Annotated in this window: 20 protein-coding genes; 17 read left to right on the top strand and 3 right to left on the bottom strand. The window is 67.8% G+C overall.

All coding sequences use genetic code 11. From position 1 onward, the window contains the following. Positions 1-367 precede the first annotated feature (367 nt). Entirely contained in the window at positions 368-1,372 is a 1,005-nt protein-coding gene (locus ACWC09_RS22855; RefSeq protein WP_450852412.1) for a hypothetical protein, read from the top strand. A 566-nt stretch (positions 1,373-1,938) separates the two neighbouring features. On the opposite strand, the gene ACWC09_RS22850 is transcribed toward ACWC09_RS22855, so the two are convergent. Together ACWC09_RS22850 and ACWC09_RS22845 are read right to left on the bottom strand one after the other, a co-directional pair. Then, complete coding sequence (locus ACWC09_RS22850; protein WP_450852411.1) at positions 1,939-2,910, bottom strand: BsuBI/PstI family type II restriction endonuclease; 972 nt, start codon at positions 2,908-2,910, stop codon at positions 1,939-1,941. Beyond that, positions 2,907-4,367 carry an Eco57I restriction-modification methylase domain-containing protein gene (locus tag ACWC09_RS22845; RefSeq protein ID WP_450852410.1) on the bottom strand — a complete coding sequence of 487 codons (1,461 nt, stop codon included), beginning with the start codon at positions 4,365-4,367 and terminating at the stop codon, positions 2,907-2,909. Before ACWC09_RS22845 ends, ACWC09_RS22850 begins: the two co-directional genes overlap by 4 nt. 501 nt (positions 4,368-4,868) lie before the next feature. On the opposite strand from ACWC09_RS22845, the gene ACWC09_RS22840 reads away from it, so the two are divergent. Together ACWC09_RS22840 and ACWC09_RS22835 are read left to right on the top strand one after the other, a co-directional pair. Beyond that, positions 4,869-6,104: a helix-turn-helix domain-containing protein gene (locus ACWC09_RS22840; protein ID WP_450852409.1), complete on the top strand. Its 1,236-nt coding sequence runs from the start codon at positions 4,869-4,871 to the stop codon at positions 6,102-6,104. Continuing rightward, positions 6,086-6,664: a flavoprotein gene (locus tag ACWC09_RS22835; protein WP_450852408.1), complete on the top strand. Its 579-nt coding sequence runs from the start codon at positions 6,086-6,088 to the stop codon at positions 6,662-6,664. The genes ACWC09_RS22840 and ACWC09_RS22835 overlap by 19 nt, the downstream gene beginning before the upstream one ends. 216 nt (positions 6,665-6,880) lie before the next feature. On the opposite strand, the gene ACWC09_RS22830 is transcribed toward ACWC09_RS22835, so the two are convergent. Beyond that, positions 6,881-7,276, bottom strand: coding sequence for a GntR family transcriptional regulator (locus ACWC09_RS22830; RefSeq protein ID WP_450852407.1), 396 nt, complete (start codon positions 7,274-7,276; stop codon positions 6,881-6,883). A gap of 162 nt (positions 7,277-7,438) precedes the next feature. Here ACWC09_RS22830 and ACWC09_RS22825 point away from each other — a divergent pair, with 162 nt between their 5' ends. The 14 genes from ACWC09_RS22825 (at position 7,439) to ACWC09_RS22760 (ending at position 17,764) form a co-directional block, all read left to right on the top strand. Continuing rightward, on the top strand, positions 7,439-7,735 hold the full coding sequence (locus ACWC09_RS22825) for a hypothetical protein (protein WP_450852406.1): 297 nt from the start codon (positions 7,439-7,441) through the stop codon (positions 7,733-7,735). A 41-nt stretch (positions 7,736-7,776) separates the two neighbouring features. Then, complete coding sequence (locus ACWC09_RS22820) at positions 7,777-7,998, top strand: hypothetical protein (RefSeq protein WP_450852405.1); 222 nt, start codon at positions 7,777-7,779, stop codon at positions 7,996-7,998. Between the two features lie 8 nt (positions 7,999-8,006). Continuing rightward, complete coding sequence (locus ACWC09_RS22815; RefSeq protein WP_450852404.1) at positions 8,007-8,993, top strand: DUF2637 domain-containing protein; 987 nt, start codon at positions 8,007-8,009, stop codon at positions 8,991-8,993. After that, a complete protein-coding gene (locus ACWC09_RS22810; RefSeq protein WP_450852403.1) occupies positions 8,990-9,640 on the top strand; it encodes a GGDEF domain-containing protein in 651 nt (216 codons plus the stop codon). Before ACWC09_RS22815 ends, ACWC09_RS22810 begins: the two co-directional genes overlap by 4 nt. After that, the gene (locus tag ACWC09_RS22805) at positions 9,640-10,023 is read left to right on the top strand and encodes an RRQRL motif-containing zinc-binding protein (RefSeq protein WP_450852402.1); all 384 of its coding nucleotides are present in this window, start codon (positions 9,640-9,642) and stop codon (positions 10,021-10,023) included. Before ACWC09_RS22810 ends, ACWC09_RS22805 begins: the two co-directional genes overlap by 1 nt. A gap of 76 nt (positions 10,024-10,099) precedes the next feature. Next, complete coding sequence (locus ACWC09_RS22800; protein WP_450852401.1) at positions 10,100-12,343, top strand: cell division protein FtsK; 2,244 nt, start codon at positions 10,100-10,102, stop codon at positions 12,341-12,343. A 140-nt stretch (positions 12,344-12,483) separates the two neighbouring features. Continuing rightward, on the top strand, positions 12,484-12,738 hold the full coding sequence (locus ACWC09_RS22795) for a hypothetical protein (RefSeq protein WP_450852400.1): 255 nt from the start codon (positions 12,484-12,486) through the stop codon (positions 12,736-12,738). A gap of 20 nt (positions 12,739-12,758) precedes the next feature. Next, the gene (locus ACWC09_RS22790; protein WP_144315779.1) at positions 12,759-12,953 is read left to right on the top strand and encodes a hypothetical protein; all 195 of its coding nucleotides are present in this window, start codon (positions 12,759-12,761) and stop codon (positions 12,951-12,953) included. Positions 12,954-12,967: 14 nt separating this feature from the next. Next, on the top strand, positions 12,968-13,444 hold the full coding sequence (locus ACWC09_RS22785) for a hypothetical protein (protein WP_450852399.1): 477 nt from the start codon (positions 12,968-12,970) through the stop codon (positions 13,442-13,444). Positions 13,445-13,463: 19 nt separating this feature from the next. After that, a complete protein-coding gene (locus ACWC09_RS22780; RefSeq protein ID WP_450852398.1) occupies positions 13,464-13,973 on the top strand; it encodes a hypothetical protein in 510 nt (169 codons plus the stop codon). Between the two features lie 89 nt (positions 13,974-14,062). After that, positions 14,063-14,962 (top strand): bifunctional DNA primase/polymerase, encoded by a 900-nt coding sequence (locus tag ACWC09_RS22775; RefSeq protein ID WP_450852397.1) that lies wholly within the window; start codon positions 14,063-14,065, stop codon positions 14,960-14,962. Beyond that, entirely contained in the window at positions 14,959-16,116 is a 1,158-nt protein-coding gene (locus tag ACWC09_RS22770) for an AAA family ATPase (RefSeq protein WP_450852396.1), read from the top strand. The genes ACWC09_RS22775 and ACWC09_RS22770 overlap by 4 nt, the downstream gene beginning before the upstream one ends. Continuing rightward, entirely contained in the window at positions 16,113-16,307 is a 195-nt protein-coding gene (locus ACWC09_RS22765) for a helix-turn-helix transcriptional regulator (RefSeq protein ID WP_450852395.1), read from the top strand. The genes ACWC09_RS22770 and ACWC09_RS22765 overlap by 4 nt, the downstream gene beginning before the upstream one ends. Next, a complete protein-coding gene (locus ACWC09_RS22760; RefSeq protein WP_450852394.1) occupies positions 16,304-17,764 on the top strand; it encodes a tyrosine-type recombinase/integrase in 1,461 nt (486 codons plus the stop codon). Before ACWC09_RS22765 ends, ACWC09_RS22760 begins: the two co-directional genes overlap by 4 nt. Positions 17,765-17,806 lie beyond the last annotated feature (42 nt).

Below are 17,806 nucleotides of genomic sequence, written 5' to 3'. Positions count from 1 at the left end.
GCATCACCCTCACCGCTTCAACGTATTGTTGAAATCACGTCATGTGTGACTGACATCACATGGTGTGTGTGGTGCCAGGCTCGAAAAGGGCTTGCTCTCGATCCGATCTTGGGAATCTGCGGGGCTTGGGGGTCCACATCCGGGCTTCGGGAACGCTGGAGAGGATCAGCGCGAGCTCGGAGTCGTAGGGGGCCGTCAGCCCTCCGGCTGCATCGCCAACGAGCGATGCGGATCCGGCTGTTGAGGGACGGAGGGCAGTCCGTCGCGAGCTCCCGTAAACCCGGTGCGGCCTGATCTCGCCCGTGCGTACGCTGGCCGTGCCGCAGGCGTGACCACCTCCGTCCGGCACGGCTCCGAAGGACATCACATGAGTACGTCATTCCCTTTCCTGCAGGCGTGGATGGACAAGACCCGGCAGGATCACCCGCTGCGCGACTACGTAGGCGAGGCCGTCGGCAGCGGCGCCCCGGACAGCGTCGCGTCGATCTTCTGCAGGGCCTTCGAGGAAATCATCGAGGCACTGGAGAAGGCGCAGCCCCAGCGGCTCGACAGCGTGCGCGGGGTCTTCCGTAAGGCCCGCACGTTGGACGACGTGCTGATCGTGCGGGCAGAGCTCGTGGCCGGCGCCAAGCTCGCGCGCGCTGGCGTTCTCTTCGACTTCGGTCGGCGCAATGGCGCCACTGAACCGGACCTGGTGCTGCGCGAGATGGACCTCGGCATCGAGGTCAAAGCCCGCCGCCTGGACGGTTTGCGGGACCTGCACGATGAACTGGAGGCCGCGCTCGCCGGTCTCCACCCGCCGGTCCTCGTACACCTCACGCCCGACTCGCAGCCGCTTATCATCAAGGCCGATGTGCGGGCCAAGGTGGTCGAAGAAACCGTCCAGCGGGTGCACAGAGGGAACTCGGGCGCCGTAGTGTTCGAGGTGGAGCAGCCCTGGTCGGCCCGCAAGCGCCTCCTGCTCCGTGTCGACATCCTCCCCGCGGTCGAGCTGCCCAGCGGCTCGCGGGTCGTCGTCACGAACCTCTTCTGGGGCAACGAGCCGGGTGCGCACCTGGTGGACACCGAGGACGAGGTGCGAGCCGCCCTAGAGAACAAGCAGAAGACCCGGCAGGCCGAGTCCATGCCCACGATCCTCCTGGTCGACGCGGCCCGCACGGGCATGGCCTGGATCCGCTCGCCGCAGGTCTGGGCGCAGCGTCTAGCGATGCTGTTGCCCGACACCACCCCGTTCGTCGGTGTCGCCGTGATGATCCCGACGCTCGACGATCCGGATGTGGGGATCTCCCTGGGCCTGCGCGCGAACTTGTCCGACAAGGATCGCCGCGCCGTGAATGAGCTGGTCAACTGCCTCGGGCTCACGGCAGTCTGAGGGAGGGATCCAGGATCTCCTGCCGGGTGAGTCGTCGCGCCGAATCCAGCGGCGACTCGATGCTCTCCGATCTGTCCGCGCGTGGTCCCCACGGCTACGCTAAGGGGCCCACGGGACGCCTGCTGACCTGCCGCGAAGCACCTCAAGATCAACACGCTATTACAACGTGATCACTGGCAAACGGCTGCTTTTGGCGGCATCCGCCTGCGCATACGCGAAGACCCCGCATCCAGCTAACGCGCTGGTGGCGGGGTCTTTAGGCACCTCATGCGAAGTGCCCCCGGCAGGATTCGAACCTGCGCACACGGCTCCGGAGTGATTGCGCCATTCGAGCCATGCAGGCCCGCTGACCTGCGCGGCAACTAGTCTCTTGTGGTACGGGGATACACAGTGTGTCGGAGCTGTGTCGCAGGAGATCCTCAGTTGGAGCGGCCGGGCATTGCGTCGGCCACTCTCGGTCGTGTGCTCGTCCGCGTGCAGGTGCTGAGGCTAGAAGCGGCAGCCGCGGCAGGGATCGTGTCTCGTAGCCCGCCGAGGAACCGACGGCCCCGTCACGAAGATCGAGGCTAGCCCTCGTAAGGGCCTAGAAAGCGCGAGCCGTTTAGGTGAATCAGATGATCAGGATCGTCCGCCACCCATGCCTCAGTCTCCCAAGCGAGCTCGGGGAGCCACTGACGCATCGCCTCACGGTTCTCGAAGCAATTTACGAAAACGAGTCCCGCTACAGGCGTTGCAAATATTTCTCGTAGGGTGCGGTGACGCTCGTCATCGAACGGCCCTTTGCTTTTTACAGCTTCCATAAGGAACAGCCACCCACGGACTTCGTCGTATAGGACGAGATCCGGCATTCGTCCGTGGGGATCGAAAGTCAGTCCAAGCGTCTCCTCGAAGAATCTTTCCTCGAAGTGAGCGTGCTTTCCCCGGGTGTCTCCGAGGTAGAGCACCTTCGCGCCGGGTGCAAAGCGAGGCTTAAAGTCCATGACCATTTTCCGCAGCAACGGATTCTGCCCACCTGGAGAAAGTAGGAAATCTTCCCCGTCGGACAGATCAACAGGGATCATCGCCGCATGGAGGGCTTCCGCCCGCGCTTTGACTGCTTGTGTCGCTTCATTGAGGAAGCTCACAAGAGCTTCCTCGAAAGCGTCCGTGCCGTACGACTTGACCGCTTGAACTGCCTCGTCAGACAGGCAGTACTCGTTGAGTTGCGAGTTTGTAGCGATATTCAAGTTGTCCGGATTGAGGACCGCGAATCCGTTATCAACCCACTGACGTAGGGTCTTCTTACGGAAATCTTCCCGGCTACCGGTGGCGTAGGGCTTAGCCCAATGCGTGCCAGACCAGTCCATGATCTTCTGCACGCCAAGACGCGGGGTGGTCGAGTCGGCCCAGCGGTCTCCAGGCTTCAGGCCGGCAAGCGCGAGCAGCGTCACGGCGCTGCGGACATTGTGCCGCTGTGCATCGAACCCGAAGCTTTTCAGCAGCGCCTGTGCGGTGTCGATGGTCGCTAACGTCTCGTCGATTTCGTTGCTGGTGGTCACGCAGCGGAGTCTGACATCTGCGAGAAGAGTTTGGCTACCACGGCATCCAAGGTCTCCTGGTTGGGCAGGCCGTGGGGCGCGGTCTTGGCGAGAAGAACTAGGTCCTCGCGGGATGGGAACGGGAGTCGGCGCAGGTCGCCCGCGTTGACCTGAGTGTGGCCCGAGAATGCTCGGAAATACCGATCCAATACGGTCGAGTTTAGCCAGAGCATGAGACCGCGGGCGAGGTTTTTCTCAAGCGGATTATTCGATTCGTGTAGATAATTCGTCTTGTTGTCGAGCGCGACCCTACTCGGTCCGTCCCAGACTGCAGCAATGACGCGTCGTCGGTCCTCCTTTGCGGTTTGACGTTTCACGACAACGTATGAGCCTTGAGGGAGGAGTTGGCGGATTGCAGCATCGTCGACGGCAATGAATCCCTGCGGTTTTCTTGCTTTCGCTTGAGGCCATTCGATCCCACCGGATCGAATGTTTGACTGGTAAATCATTGGAGTGACGCCAGGGGTATCGAGGTTATCGGTCAGGTATTGGCGGTTGCGAAAATCGACCACCTTTCCAGTGCTGACGCTGATGCCGAGGTCGGCCAGAGTGAATCTCGCCGCCGAGGGTACCGATACGCCGTCGGCGAAGTGGATAATTTTGTCATCGTCTTCAGTATGGACAATCATGGAGAAAGGTACGGAGCGCGCGATGGGCTCCTCGTCGTGCGCAATCGATTTCGAGAGGATCACATTGGGAATTTGGGGTCTCAGAGTGAAAGCAACAATGACATTCTCTTGCTTAACTTTTGTATCCGCGAACACTTTGGTGCGGCTTTCGAACTCGTGGAGAACGTCGAGACTTGTGGTCGATAGAAGCCAGCGGCGAAAAGTGCGATAGTAAGGCCCGTTTGCCCATGAGCGGGGAACAATAAAAACTCCCTGCCCTTCCTTCTTGAGTGACGCGACCGCCCGTGCCCAGAAGGCCACGTAGACGTTTGGGGTGTCGACGGCGCGCGCTGCCGTTGCAAGCCGCGCGGGAGAATCTGAGGCAAGCTTTCCGTACGGCGGATTGGCGATCACGACGTCGAACGGACCATCTAGTTCGGCCCCTTCGCCAAGCAGGTAGTCACCCTCTACCAAGTCGTAGGAGATGCCGTAGGCAGACCGGCATTCCTCGAGAGTGGCGCGTAGGTAAGGCGTAAGGGAGGGGTCGGTTTCCACGGCCACGACGTGAACCGCAACGTCGGGCCGCTCGGTATGCAGTCGATCGACGAGGGCGGCGCTCAGAGATCCCGCGCCAGCCCCTGGATCGAGTACCCGGACCGTGCCACTGAGGTCGTCGACTCGAAGCATTGAAGCCATCAGCGCGGCGGCCTTCACGGGAGTGAAGAACTGTCCTAGGACCGCTTGGGTGCTCGGGTCTAGTTTGCCGAGAGCAGCTTGGCGCCGGGTCTCAGTGTTGGCGATCGGATCCACGCAGAGAGACTAACGGCTCAAGCGTGAAAGGCAGTGCCGGCCGTCCAGCCGCGGAGGGTCGAGGTACCAGGTCGCGCGCCGCCGCTCTGCGTGGGCGGCAGCGCCCTGATCAGATAGGGAGCTTCCGAACCCCTCTGTGGACCCATCGCGAGCCAGAGCAGATCGGAAGTAGCCTCCGGCTCCTACGTCCATCGAGAGGTCGGCTTCGCCGACGGGCTGTAACACCCACTGCGTGTTACAGCCGTCTGTGACCGGACAGCCCGGACAGCGGCAGTTTGAGCTGTCCGGGCTGTTTGTGCAGGTGAGAGCCCTAACCGGACAGTCGGACAGCGCGGACACCTCCCGGCACGGTTACATCAGACCCGGACAATCCGTCCGGGTCCGCTCCTGCTCAGCACCGCACCCTGGTCGTTGGCGGTAAGGGCTGAGATCACTTACCCCCTCCCCGCCGCATCGGTACCGTGAAAGACGCCCCTACTCAGCAGAGGGAGACAACACCACATGCGTGGTCTTGGAGATCACCTGAGCATCGGCGAGCGCATCGCGTTCTACCGGAAGCGCCGTGGCTACACGCAAGAGGTGCTGGCTGGGCTGGTCGGTCGTAGCACTGACTGGCTCGCGAAGATTGAGACGGGGCGCCGGAACCCGCCCCGGATCGACATGCTCACCGAGCTATCGCGCGTCCTCCGTGTTTCCCTCGGAGACCTGCTCGGACAGACCGTCCTCATGGAAGACGAGCGCCAACAGGACGACGTCCCCGCGGTACGCGACGCCCTCATGACCCCGCGTCGCCTCTCGCGTCTGCTCTTCGGCCCCGAGGCTGAGACTCAGCTGCCGACACCCGCCCCGGCGGCCGTACGGGTGGAGCAGGCATGGAACGACTACCAGGGCGGACGACTCGGCAGTGTCATCGCCGCTCTTCCTGCGTTGCTTCAGACCGCACAGGAATTGGAGGATCGTGCTGCGCGCCGCGGCGACGACCGTAGTGATTGCTGGGCAGTGTCAGCCCGTACGCACCATCTAGCCGCTACGACGCTCGCGAAGATCGGTGAGTCCGACATATCGTGGCTCGCTGCCGAGCGCGCGATGCGAGCCGCTGATGAGTCGGACGACCCGCTCGTGTTGGCCTCCGCGGCGCGGTCTGGCACGCATGCTCTGCTTGCCAACGGGCGCTACGACGACGCTCTCGAACTGGGCAACACGGCGGCAAGGTGGCTGTCGTCCCAGGTGACAGAGAACGACCCAGCCGCGCTCAGTTTGCTCGGGATGATCCACCTGCGTGCCGCAGTCGCGGCAGCACGGCATCAGGACCGGCCCACCGCCACGGGGCTTTTGGACCGCGCCGAAGAACTCGCGGACGAACTCGGGTCGGATGAGAACTACTGGCAGACCGGATTCGGGCCGACGAACGTCCTGCTCCATCGCCTGTCCGTTGAGCTGGACCTCGACAACGTCTCGTACGTGGTGGAACACGGCCGGATCAACGTGGACCACATGCCGCAGGAGCGCAGCGTCTCCCACCGCATCGACTACGCCCGGGCTCTGTCGCTCGCTGGCCAGGGAGACGAAGCGTTTGCGGAACTGCGTACGGCTGAGCGCACGTCGCCGCAGCTCGTACGCAACAATCCGAGGGTGCGTGAGACGCTGCGGGATCTGATCAAGCAGTCCCCCGTAACCGGCGGTTCGCGTTCGTCCGAGGTGTTCGTGATGGCGCAACGGTGCAGGGCGGTGCAGTGAGTTCAGGCAAGCGCGGGGTGCTAGGGGTAGTCGGGTCGGCGGCCGGGGGCGTAGAGGCACTGCGTACCGGCCTTGTCGAACCCGCGATGGACCGCGGATGGCAGGTGGCCGTCACGCTCACGCCGACCGCAGGTCAGTGGCTGCGGATGAGCGGGGAGGTTAAGCGGCTGGAGAAGCTCACCGGCCTGCCCGTACGCGATGAACCGCGCCTGCCCGGTGAATCTCGGCCGCATCCGCTAGTTGATTGCTACGTGGTTGCTCCCGCATCCGCAAACATGGTCGCCAAACTCGCGACCGGCCTGATGGACAACCAGGCACTGACCCAGGTTGGCGAGGCTATCGGCACCCTTGGTCTGCCGGTCGTCGTTTTCCCGCGGGTGAACGCGGCCCATGCTCGCCACCCCGCGTGGCAAGGCCACATCGACGCTCTTCGGGCCGCGGGAGTGCACGTCGTCTACGGCCCCGACGTCTGGCCGCTGTACGAGCCGAGGGAGGCGCCGGCGGGGCGCGAACTTCCGTGGGCCGCGGTGTTGGACGCCGTGGAGGAAGCTACGCGATGACGAGTCGTCAACCTGCCTGACCTGCAAGAAAAGAGGACCCGGACAGTCTGTCCGGGTCCTCTTCCATTTCCGGTCGCATGCTCATTGCCATGTCAGGGATCAACGAGCGAAGCGGCGAGTCGGGAGGTCTGACTCCCACGGAACTTGCCTTGATCGAAGCGAGTTTGAGCGAGGCACGCGCCGCGGTTGAACGACTGCTGCGGCATGCGGACGAACTCATGGCGAGGGTGGAGTCTCGTCGCCGACACGCTGTTCAAGGCGGTCGAGTCGCTCACCGAGCTGGCGGAGAGCGTCATGAATCGAGCTGAGCTCTGTGGCCAAAGCGGTGAACGCGGGGCTGCTGCCCGGCTCGGTGCCGAGCGGCACCGAAGGGTCACGTACGAATGTGCCGCGTCCTTGCTGGGTGAGGACCAACCCCTCGTCGCGGAGCTGGCCGAACGCGCTCTGCACGGTCATGAGCTGCACGCCAAGGTCTTTGGCGAGCTTGCGAGCGGCAGGGAGCTGGTCTCCCGGGGCGTACTCGCGGTTGGGGCCTGTGATCTTCTCACGGAACTCCGCAGCGATCTCCTTGGCCGTGGGCGTTTGCTTGGGCGCTTCTGGGCTCTGCTCCATGGGTTCGAGAGTAGCCGGACCTAGGTCAATCTCTACCTTTCGCTGGACCTCTTGACAGTCGGATTGACCTAGGTCAATCTGAAGAAACTGCGGCGCTGGGACTCCCCAGCAAGGTCGCCCTCCGCCGCGGTCCTCCCTGCCCATCGACTGAGGAGAACGTCAATGCGCACGTACGTCGGCCACCAACAGGCCGTCTCGGCTGAGGACTTCGTGGAGCTGGCCCTGGGCACCCCGGTAGAGCTGTGGCTCGGGGTGCAGGGCGAGAACGAGATGGAGCGCGCGGCCCGGTTGGACGCGGCGCGGGACATCCTCGCCACCCCGGAGTACTCCAGCCTTCCGGACGACGTGGCCCGCATCGCCGCCGAGGTGATCGAGGCGTACGCCCCGGAGCTGTTCAACGTCCTGCCTCTGACGCGGCCCACCGCGCGGCGGCGGTCGCCCCGGAAGGCGGTGGCGTGATGGGAATCCGTAACCGGGTCCGGGATGCCGCATATCGCGCCATGACGAACGATGACGGCTCGCCCGCCTCCGCCCGCCGCGCCACGCAGATTGCCTCCGTCGCCGCTCACGCCGCTGCTCAGCACAGTCACAGCGGGACCGCTGCCGCCGTGGCCGGACTCGGAGCCGTCGCGGTCGCGGCCGAGGGCGCGCTGACGAACTACGTCTACCCGCCCGGTGAGTACGCCACCTTCCGCGACGACCGGAAGGGAGGTCGGCGATGACGGTCACCATGCAGCACGGCGACCGGCCGATCGTTCCACCGCTGACGCAGCCGGAGATGGGCCTTGCTGGACTGGGCGCGTTGGCCGCGGCCGGCGTCGGCGCCCTGGGGCTGATCGCTTCGTTCGATGCGGTTTCCACTGCCGCCGCCCGGTGGGGTTTCGGCGAGCCGTGGATGCTGCCGGTCGGTATCGACGTGGCCATTCCGGTGTTCACCGTGGCCAACCTGCTGCTGATCCGGATGGACATGGCGTTGGCGTGGGTGCGGTTCGTGCCCTGGGCGCTGACGCTGGTCACGTGCGGGCTGAACGTCGCCGCTGGGCACTCGCTGTGGGCGAAGGTCGCCCACGGCACGATGCCCCTGCTGTGGGTGGTGTTCTCCGAGATCGGCGCGCACGTCTACGCCGTACGGATTGGCGCCGCGACCGGGCGGCGGATGGAGAAGGTGCGGTTCTCCCGCTGGATGCTCGCTCCGCTGTCGACGTTCGCCTTGTGGCGGCGGATGACGTTGTGGGAGATCACGTCGTACTCGGAGGCGCTGAAGCGGGAGCGTGAGCGGCAGTTGGCCCGCGCCCGGCTGCGGGAGCGGCACGGTCGGAGGTGGCGGGCGAAGACCCCGCGCCCCGAACGCGTACTGCTGAAGCTGGGCGAGCTCACCCCGGCGAGCGATGACGTGCCGCCCGTTCCGCCGGAGGAAACGGTGCAGCCGAAGCCGGAGGCGCCCAAGCCGTCGCGTAAGCGCGCCGCCAGCACCAAGGGCAAGGCCAAGAGTGGCAAGACGCCGCGGACCCCGGCGGAACTGCTCGCCGAAGCGCGGGAGGCTACTTCCGAGTGGGCCGATGACGCGATCAACGCGGAAGCCATCCGGACCACGCTGCACTGCTCTGCGGCCAACTCTCGCGTGCTGCGTGACCTGTTGCTGACCGAACGGGCCGAGGGACGCCGTCTGCACTCGGTCGACGGCGACGACGAGGGAACCGAGGGGGCGGCGGCATGAACGCTCTGTTGACCATGCTCGCCGCGGCCGCTCCGGTCGCCTCCGGCTGGACAGCGCACACGCTGTGGCTGCGCCGGCGCCTGAACGTCGCCCGCCGCGACCCGCTGACCGGCTTACGGACGCGCGAGGCGTTCACCCGCCGCGCGACGGCGCTGCTGCGGGACCCGCGGGCGGTCGTGGTGCTGGCCGACGTCGACCGCTTCAAGCACATCAACGACACCTTCGGCCACGCGGCCGGAGACGAGCTGCTGAAGGCGACCGCGGACCGGCTCGCCCACCACGTCGGCCGCTCCGGCGTGGCCGGGCGGCTCGGGGGCGATGAGTTCGCCGCCGTCCTCATCGACGACCACGGCACCGCCGCCGACCTGCTCACCGTCCTGCACAGCGTGCTCGCCCGCCCCGTTGACGGCCAGGACCCGGCCGTACACACCACTGTCTCCCTGGGCTGGGTGCGCGCCGCGGACTTCCCCGGCGACGACCTGTCCGGGTTGCTGCGCCGGGCCGATGAGGCGATGTACGCGGCCAAGCAGGCGCGCGCCGGCACTCGCCGGGCGGGGTTCGGGCGGCTGTTCGCCACCGTCACCGGACGGCGTGCCGGACGCGCCGGAGCCCGGACCGAGGCACCGGTCGTGGGGGTGGCTGCCTGATGTCCGCCTACGCCAAGTGCTTCGACCCGTCCGGCACCCGGTTCGGCATCCCCACCTTCCCGTGGCACTTCGCCCCGGACGGCTACGCCACCCGCCGTCAGCTGCGTGCGGCCGGTCTGCGGCCGGGCGGTCAGCCGGTCGCCGCGCAGGTGATGCGGCGCCACCGTGGCCGCAAGGCCGGGGTGCAGGTCGCCTACCTCTACCGTGTCGACCGCGCGAAGCCGGTCCGGCCGATGACCTCCCGCAAGTGGGGTGCGCTCGCCCTGGCGATGCTCGCCCGCCGTACCTGTCCCAAGTGCCAGATCACGTACGGCTACTGCCTCCCGACTTCGCTCGGGATGTGCGTCCTCTGCGCCTACCCCGAGGAACAGCGCGCCGCATGACCCGCACGGGGCCCGGTCTCAACCGACCAAAGCAGCGGCCGGGCCCCGTATCCCTCCCAGAGAGAAGGAACCCTCAGTGAAGCACCCCGACGACGACAACGAACTCTTCAACCGGCTGGAAGCCGAGATGGCCGCCGACACCCGCCCCGACTCCGGGGGCGAAGTGGTCGACCTCGACAAGGCACGGTCCGCCCGCTCGGAGTCGGCCGACCCGACCGCTCTAACCGACGCCGACCCGTCGCCCGACTCCGGCCCCGGCGGGTCGGGTGTCGAGTCGGCCGACCCGACCGCGCCCGTGATGGTGGACCAGTCGACCCCGAGGGTGACCGGTCCGGGCTACCTCGGTCGGCTCGCCGCCGCCAAGCGCCGGGACGTCGTCCCCGTCTGGCTGCGCTCGGTCGCCGAACTCAAGACGGCTACGGCGTGGGTTGCCCGCCACTACGCTCACTCGGTCGGCTATCACGCGCTGCGGGCCCCGGTCTACGCCGCCCGCCTTACCCTCCAAGCCCCCACGGGCGCCGCGAAGTTCGTAGGCGGCACCCTGCGCTGGGTGGCCGACCGCGAGGGCGAGCCGGTCCGACTCGCCGCGGTCCGCCGCGAGGACGCCGCGGAGTACCTGAAGCTATCCCGGCAGCGCGACGGACGGGTCCGACTGCGCACCCTCGTTGCCGTGCTGGCCATGTTCGTCGGGCTCGGCTCCGCGCTCGCCATGTACGTGCTCGCCCCTGACTGGCTTCAGGCGGTGTCGGTGAGCGCAGTCGTGATGGCGCTCGGGTTCGCCGGCCGCAAGGCAGATGACCCGGTCATCCACCGCGCGGTAGAACTGCCCAAGGCCACCAAGCTCACCAGTGACATCGTCCTTCGGGCGCTCGGGGCGCTGGGCATCCCGGCCATCAACCAGGCGCAGGCCAAGGGCCGGGACGGGTTCGAGTTCACCGCCCCCATCACCCGCGACGGGCCCGGCTGGCGCGCGCAGGGCAACCTCCCCTTCGGCGTGACCGTGACCGACGTCATCGAGCGCCGCGACCGGCTCGCGTCCGGCCTGCGCCGCCCGCTGGGCTGCGTGTGGCCCGAAGCGGTACCGGATGAGCACACCGGGCACCTGGTGCTGTGGGTGGGCGACCAGGACATGAACAAGGCCAAGAAGCCTGCGTGGCCGCTGGCCAAGTCCGGCACCGTGGACCTGTTCAAGCCGGTCGCGTTCGGCACCGACCAGCGCGGACGCTGGGTCGAGATCACGCTCATGTACATCGCGGGCGTCATCGGCGCCATCCCGCGCATGGGCAAGACCTTCCTACTGAGGCTGCTGCTGCTCATCGCCGCCCTGGACCCGCGCGCTGAGCTGCACACCTACGACATGAAGGGCACCGGCGACCTGGACCCGGTCGGCAACGCCGTCTCCCACCGCCACGCCGCGGGCGACGACGACGAATCGATCCTGTACGCGCTCGCCGACTTCCGCGCCCTCCGTGAGGAACTGCGCCGGCGCACCAAGGTGATCCGCTCCCTGCCTCGGGACATCTGCCCCGAGTCCAAGGTGACCAGCGCCCTCGCCGACAAGCGCTCCCTCGGGCTGCACCCGATCGTGATCGGGGTGGATGAGTGCCAGGTCCTCTTCGAACACCCCGACCACGGCAAGGAGTTCGAGGAGATCATCACCGACCTGGTCAAGCGGGGCCCGGCCACCGGCATCGTGGTGCTGCTGGCCACACAGCGCCCGGACGCCAAGTCGCTGCCCACCGGGATCAGCGCGAACGCGTCGGCCCGCTGGTGCCTGAAGGTCATGGGCCAGCTGGAGAACGACATGGTGCTTGGCACCTCCGCCTACAAGCGGGGGGTACGGGCGACCATGTTCGCCTGGGGCGACAAGGGCATTCACTACTTCGTCGGCGAGGGCGCCGACGCCCGCATCGTCGCCTCCGTCTACGTCGACGCACCCGGCGCCGAAGCCATCGGCGCCCGCGCCCGCAAGGCCCGCGAAACGGCCGGACTCCTGTCCGGCTACGCGCTCGGCGAGGCCCCCGAGGAGGTTACGGGCCCGGCCTACGACCTGCTTGCCGACATCGCCGCCGTGGTGGCGGAGAAGGAAGAGCGGGTGTGGAACGAGCGGATCGCCGCCCGCCTCGCCGACCTGCGGCCCGACGTCTACGGAGGCTGGAAGGGCGAGAACGTCACCAGCGCGCTCAAGCCGCACGGCATCAAGACCCGCGACGTGGCGGGCACCACGGACGAGGGCACCCGCACCACCCGCCGCGGCATCGCCCGCGCCGACCTCATGAAGGCGATTGCGGAGCGTAGCGAAAAGCCGGGCGCCGCATAGGCCCGGTGGGGTGCTACCGGTAGCACCCACACCTGCTACCGGTAGCACCCCCGCTAGCACCCCAAATACGCCCCCATCTGCGATCTAGCGGATAGCACCCCACCTGCGGAAACCCTCGGAAACCGCCTGGAAGGGCCCCGATGACCCCCACCCTCCTTGCTATCGCCTGCCTGCTCATCGTCACACTCAGTTACGTCGGGCTGTGTGCAGCCTCGCCGTTCGGCAACTGCCGCAAGTGCTCCGGCTGGGGCTTCGAGATGAAGACCGACCGCAAAGGACGCCTCAAGCGCGGCAAGGACTGCCGCCGCTGCAAGGCCACCGGCAAGCGCATACGCGCCGGCCGCTGGCTCTACAACCGCTGGGCCCGCATCTACCGCGCCGGCACTGCCGACTGACCCCGTCCGGAGGAAACCCGATGGTCCTGAACATCTCCGCCGTGCTGCTGTTCGGCGCCGCATCCGCCCTCGCCGTCAAGACCAAGTCCGCCGGGGGCGGCGCCGCCCTGGTGCTGTTCCTGTTCGGGTTCTTCGTCGCCGGGACCGGCGCGTACGAGCCCATCCACAACCTCGTGCAGGCGTCCGCCGACGCCCTCTCCGCCCTCGGCAAGTGAGAGGAGACCGACTCGTGAACGAACACCTCCCCGCCCTGCGGCCAGACACGCCGACCGCCGCCGCGTACGACCCGGCATCGCTGGAGCTGTACGCGCCCACCCCGGCCGCCGTCGAACTGGCCGCCGAACGCGGCCCCGTGGTCTGGGTGCCCGACGCCTACGGGCGCATGGTCCCCATGCCCAAGCACCTCACCCCGCCGCCCATGCGCATGCCGGAGCCGCGCGACCTCACCCCGCTGCCCCTGCTTGACCCGATCACTCAGCGCTTCCTCGGCGCCGGGATCGGCGGGGGCGCCCTCGCGGCCGGCGTCGGCTGGGGCATCGGCGAAGTCATCAACGCCGCCGCCGGGTTCACCTCCGGCGCCGCCATGTGGATCGCCCTCGCAGTCCTCGCGTGGCGCATGCCCGTCCGCGCCATCGCCGACGGCCAGCGCGGCAGCACCGTCCACATCCGCAAGGCCGTCATCAAGCGCAGCCACTTCCACGGCTGAACACCCCGAGAGGACAACCATGTTCGAGATCCGCGTCATCTGCGAGCCCGACGACACCGACCGCATCACCACCGCCCTGCGCGAGGCGTTCGCAACCGGCGCCGTGCGCCAGTCCTACACCCGCGACCGCAAGCGACACCGCCTGTACGTCACCGCCGACCACCGACCCGAGCCGGTCACATGGCCCGCACCGCAGGAGGCGTACGCACTCGCCCCGAGCATCATCAACGAGATCGGCTGGACCGCCGACCGCGCCCGCAGGCACCTCACCGGCAGCGCCGTCGACCGGGAGTACTGGCTGCGCAAAGCCGCCCTACTGGACCGCATGGCCCTGGACGACGAGACCGCGCGCATCCACTCCGACGTGCCCACCGTGGCCCTGGGCGCCGCCCTGCGCCTCCTGGAAATCGACTGCAACGGCAGCGGCAACTACAGCGGTGACCCGTACTGGCCCGAACACCCCGCCACCATCGCCAACCCACGCGGCTACGTCCGCCAGGAATACGCCGCTTGGGCCAAGCACCAGTAGCAACGCCGCGGCGGCGGGACTCCCCAGCAAGGTCGCCCGCCGCCGCGGTTCTCCCTGCCCATCCGAAGACAGAACAGGAGAACCCAAGGATGCCGCACCCGGACGGCTCTGCCCAGCTCACCGCCGCGCTTGACGCAGCGTCGCGTGACTGGCGCGTCTTCCCCCTCATCCCCGGCGACAAGCGCCCGGCCGTCTCCGACTGGGAGACCCGCGCCACCACCGACCCGGAGCGCATCGCCTGCGCGTGGTCCGTCGCCGCCTTCAACCTCGGCATCGCCACCGGACCTTCCGGCCTGGTCGTCATCGACCTGGACAAGCCCAAGCACCCCGACGACACCCCGCCGGCCGTTTGGGCGGAGCACGGCGTCACCGATGGCGCCGACGTGCTCGCCGTACTCTGCGAACGCCACGCCCAGCCCTTCCCCGCGGATACCTACACCGTGCGTACGTGGAGCGGCGGCACCCACCTGTACTTCGCCTCCCCCGAGGGCGAGCCCCTGCGCAACACGGCCGGGGACAGTGCCCGCGGGCTCGGCTGGAAGGTCGACACTCGCGCGTGGGGCGGGCTCGTGGTCGGCGCAGGCAGCACCTTCGCCGGACTCCCGTACGAGGTCACCCACGATGCCCCTGTGGCGCCTCTGCCGGGCTGGCTCGCCGACCTTCTGCGCCCGGCGCCGCTGCCCCCGCAGACGCCCATCACGATCGCCCTCACGGGCCAGGGGCGGCGCACCGCCTTCCTGCGGTCCGCCGTCAACGGGGAAGTTGCGCGGGTCACCGGCTCCGGCCCACACGAGCACAACAACGCGCTGTACGTCGCCGCGGTCGCCCTCGGGCAGCTGGTCGCTGGGGGCGAGCTGAGCGAAGCGGACGTCACCGGCTGGCTCCTCACGGCCGCGCTCCAAGTCGGCCAGGGCGAGCGCGAGGCACGGCGCACCATCGCTTCCGGCCTGCGGGCCGGAGCACGGCGCCCCCGGACGGTCGCAGCATGAGCGCCCACCCCATCCCGCCCCTGCACCTGTACTCCGTGCCCAGCGACCCCGAGACGGCCCCCACGGCGCCGCCGAAGCGGGAGCGCCCACGGACCGCATGGACGGCCGATCAGCTCATGGCCGCGCACTTCCCCGAGCCGAAATGGGCCGTGCCCGGCATCCTCGCCGAGGGCGTCAGCGTGCTCGCCGGACCGCCCAAGGTCGGCAAATCCTGGCTTTCCCTCGGACTGGGCCTGTCCGTTGCGGCCGGAGGCAAGGCGTTCGACTCCGTGCCCGTCCAGGGCGGACCGGTGCTGTACCTCGCCCTGGAAGACACCCCGCGCCGTCTCCAGACCCGCATGGGCAAGCTCCTAGGGGGCCAGCCTGCGCCCGCCGGTCTGACGCTGGTCACCGAGTGTCCGCCCTTCCCCCAGGGCGGCACCGAGGCCATCGCCCAGTGGCTGGAGCGCAACCCTGACGCACGCATGGTCGTCATCGACGTGTTCGCCAAGATGCGCGGACAGGCCCCGGCTGGCGTATCGGCCTACGACGCGGACTATGTTGCCGTCGGCTACGCCAAGCGGCTCGCCGACCACTACGGCGTGGCCGTCGTCCTGGTCCACCACGTCCGCAAGGCAGGCTCCGAGGACTTCCTCACGGAGGTGTCCGGCACCAACGGGATTGCCGGAGCTGCTGACGCCACTCTCGTACTGAAGCGGGCCCGGGGGCAGGCGGACGGCGTCCTGCACGTCACCGGCCGCGACGTGGACGAAGCCGAATACGCCCTCAGCTTCCAACCCGCCTCCGGAGCCTGGCACTTGCTGGATGGCCCAGTCACCGACCACACCGTCAGCGACACCCGCGCCACGATCCTGCGCTACGTCCGCTCCCACCCCGGCGCAAAGCCGAAGGACATGGCGGGGGAGCTGCCGAACGTCGACCTCGACACGATCCGGCGCACCTGCAACCGCATGGCCGACGCCGGACAGCTCACCAAGGACCCCGGCGGCCGGTACTACCCGGACACCGACGCCCGGACAGAGGGCGTGCAAGAGGTGTCCGCACTGTCCGGCTGTCCGGTTACCTCATCTGACCAGCACGAACACCCCGGACAGTCGGAATTGGAGCTGTCCGGCCTGTCCGGTGCCGACGAAGCCGAAGGGATGGCGGAATGAGCGCCCGCACGCGGGACGAAAAGATGACCCTCAAAGAGGTCATCACTGATCTGAAGGTCGCCCCGTCGACCTTCTACCGGTGGCGCCAGCTCGGGAAGGGCCCCCGCTCGATCAAGCTCCCGAACGGCGACGTGCGGATCAGGCGTTCGGAGTACGAGCGTTGGCTTGCGGAGCGGGAGGACGCTGCGTGAGCACCCAGAATGACATCCCTGCCGGGCGCCCTCGTGGGTCGGCCCGGCTGGGCTACTCCTTCGACGTCAAGCTATGGAAGGTGTCCAAGACCGGGCGCAAGTCGCGCCCATGGCGCCTTCGGTGGGTGGTCGCAGGGCGGGTGCATGGCGACACGTTCACCACGTTGGCTCTCGCGGAGAGCCGACGGTCCGAGCTATGGCAGGCCATGAACCGCCGCGGTGAGGCATTCGAGATCGAATCCGGGCTGCCTGAGTCCGAGGTGCGCGCGGCGGCCGAAGTCGCCGAAGCAGCGGACGCCGAACCGCCGTTGCGGTGGTTCGAGTTCTGCCGGAAGTACGTGGCCGGGCGGTGGCGGACGGCTGCGGCCAAGACCCGTGAAGGCATGGCCGACGGTCTGGCGGCGGTGACCCTCGCCATGGTCAAGCGCGGGGATGACGTTCCCGACGACGAAACCCTTCGGCTGGCCTTTCGGTGGGGGATCGTGCCCGCGAACGGGGGAGAGGACCCGCCGGCCGAACTCAAGGCCGCGTACGAGTGGGTCACAACGACCGACCGGCCCTTGGGCGACCTTGCCGATACCGAGGTGTTCGAGGACGTGCTGTACCGCCTCAGCTACAAGCTGGACGGCACTCCGGCCGCGGGCGACACGTACAAGCGGCGGCGCCGCGCTCTGAACACCGCTCTCGAACACGCTGTGGTTGCGGGGGAGCTCCCGGAGAACCCCCTTCAGCGCGTCCGCCGGAAGCACGTCGGCTCCAATGAGGTGGTGGACCGTCGCGTCCTGGTGAACGCCGCGCAGGCCCGACAGTTGCTCACCGCTGTCTCCTACGTCGGGTCATGGGATCGCTGCCGCGGACGGCGCCTGGTCGCTTTCTATGCCGTCCTGTACTACGCGGGCCTGCGGCCCGCTGAGGCGGTCGGGCTGAAGCGGTCTGACTGCCACCTGCCGGACACGGGTTGGGGCACACTCACGCTGCGGGAGACACGCCCCGTCTCCGGCAAGCAGTGGACCGACTCAGGCGAGCGGCACGACCGCCGCGGCCTGAAGGCGCGGGAGGCGACGAGCGACCGCCCGGTGCCCATCCCGCCCGTCCTGGTCGCCATCCTCCGGGCCCACCTGAAGGAGTTCGGGACCGCCAAGGAAGGGCGCGTGTTCGGCAACGAACGTGGGGGAGTGGTCGGCTCTTCCACCTACTGGCGGGTGTGGGAGGAGGCGCGGAGTTACGCCCTACCGCCGGAGCGCGCTGACTCACCATTGGCAGGGCGCCCGTACCACCTGCGGCATGCATGCATCACGCGGTGGTTGAATGCTGGAGTACCCATCGCTGAAGTGGCCCGTCGAGTCGGTAACTCCCCGGAGGTGATCCACCGCCGGTATCACGGCTGCATTGACGGTCACGAAGAGGCGGCGAATGTGAAAATCATGAAACTGCTGGAAGTAGAAGGTGACCTTTGATAGTCGCTAGGGCTGAGTGAAAAGTCTTTAGTGGTACGGCCC

The sequence above is a fragment of the Streptomyces sp. NPDC001617 genome, assembly GCF_053596855.1.
Note: the sequence above shows the minus strand (reverse complement) of the source record. Positions and strands in the feature narration are given on the sequence as shown.

Coding starts and splice junctions, on each gene's coding strand:
- ACWC09_RS22770 (WP_450852396.1), top strand. CDS start 14,959: ATGAGCGCCCACCCCATCCCGCCCCTGCACCTGTACTCCGTGCCCAGC.
- ACWC09_RS22795 (WP_450852400.1), top strand. CDS start 12,484: ATGACCCCCACCCTCCTTGCTATCGCCTGCCTGCTCATCGTCACACTC.
- ACWC09_RS22810 (WP_450852403.1), top strand. CDS start 8,990: ATGAACGCTCTGTTGACCATGCTCGCCGCGGCCGCTCCGGTCGCCTCC.
- ACWC09_RS22820 (WP_450852405.1), top strand. CDS start 7,777: ATGACGAACGATGACGGCTCGCCCGCCTCCGCCCGCCGCGCCACGCAG.
- ACWC09_RS22775 (WP_450852397.1), top strand. CDS start 14,063: ATGCCGCACCCGGACGGCTCTGCCCAGCTCACCGCCGCGCTTGACGCA.
- ACWC09_RS22805 (WP_450852402.1), top strand. CDS start 9,640: ATGTCCGCCTACGCCAAGTGCTTCGACCCGTCCGGCACCCGGTTCGGC.
- ACWC09_RS22830 (WP_450852407.1), bottom strand. CDS start 7,276: ATGGAGCAGAGCCCAGAAGCGCCCAAGCAAACGCCCACGGCCAAGGAG.
- ACWC09_RS22815 (WP_450852404.1), top strand. CDS start 8,007: ATGCAGCACGGCGACCGGCCGATCGTTCCACCGCTGACGCAGCCGGAG.
- ACWC09_RS22855 (WP_450852412.1), top strand. CDS start 368: ATGAGTACGTCATTCCCTTTCCTGCAGGCGTGGATGGACAAGACCCGG.
- ACWC09_RS22840 (WP_450852409.1), top strand. CDS start 4,869: ATGCGTGGTCTTGGAGATCACCTGAGCATCGGCGAGCGCATCGCGTTC.
- ACWC09_RS22780 (WP_450852398.1), top strand. CDS start 13,464: ATGTTCGAGATCCGCGTCATCTGCGAGCCCGACGACACCGACCGCATC.
- ACWC09_RS22825 (WP_450852406.1), top strand. CDS start 7,439: ATGCGCACGTACGTCGGCCACCAACAGGCCGTCTCGGCTGAGGACTTC.
- ACWC09_RS22765 (WP_450852395.1), top strand. CDS start 16,113: ATGAGCGCCCGCACGCGGGACGAAAAGATGACCCTCAAAGAGGTCATC.
- ACWC09_RS22790 (WP_144315779.1), top strand. CDS start 12,759: ATGGTCCTGAACATCTCCGCCGTGCTGCTGTTCGGCGCCGCATCCGCC.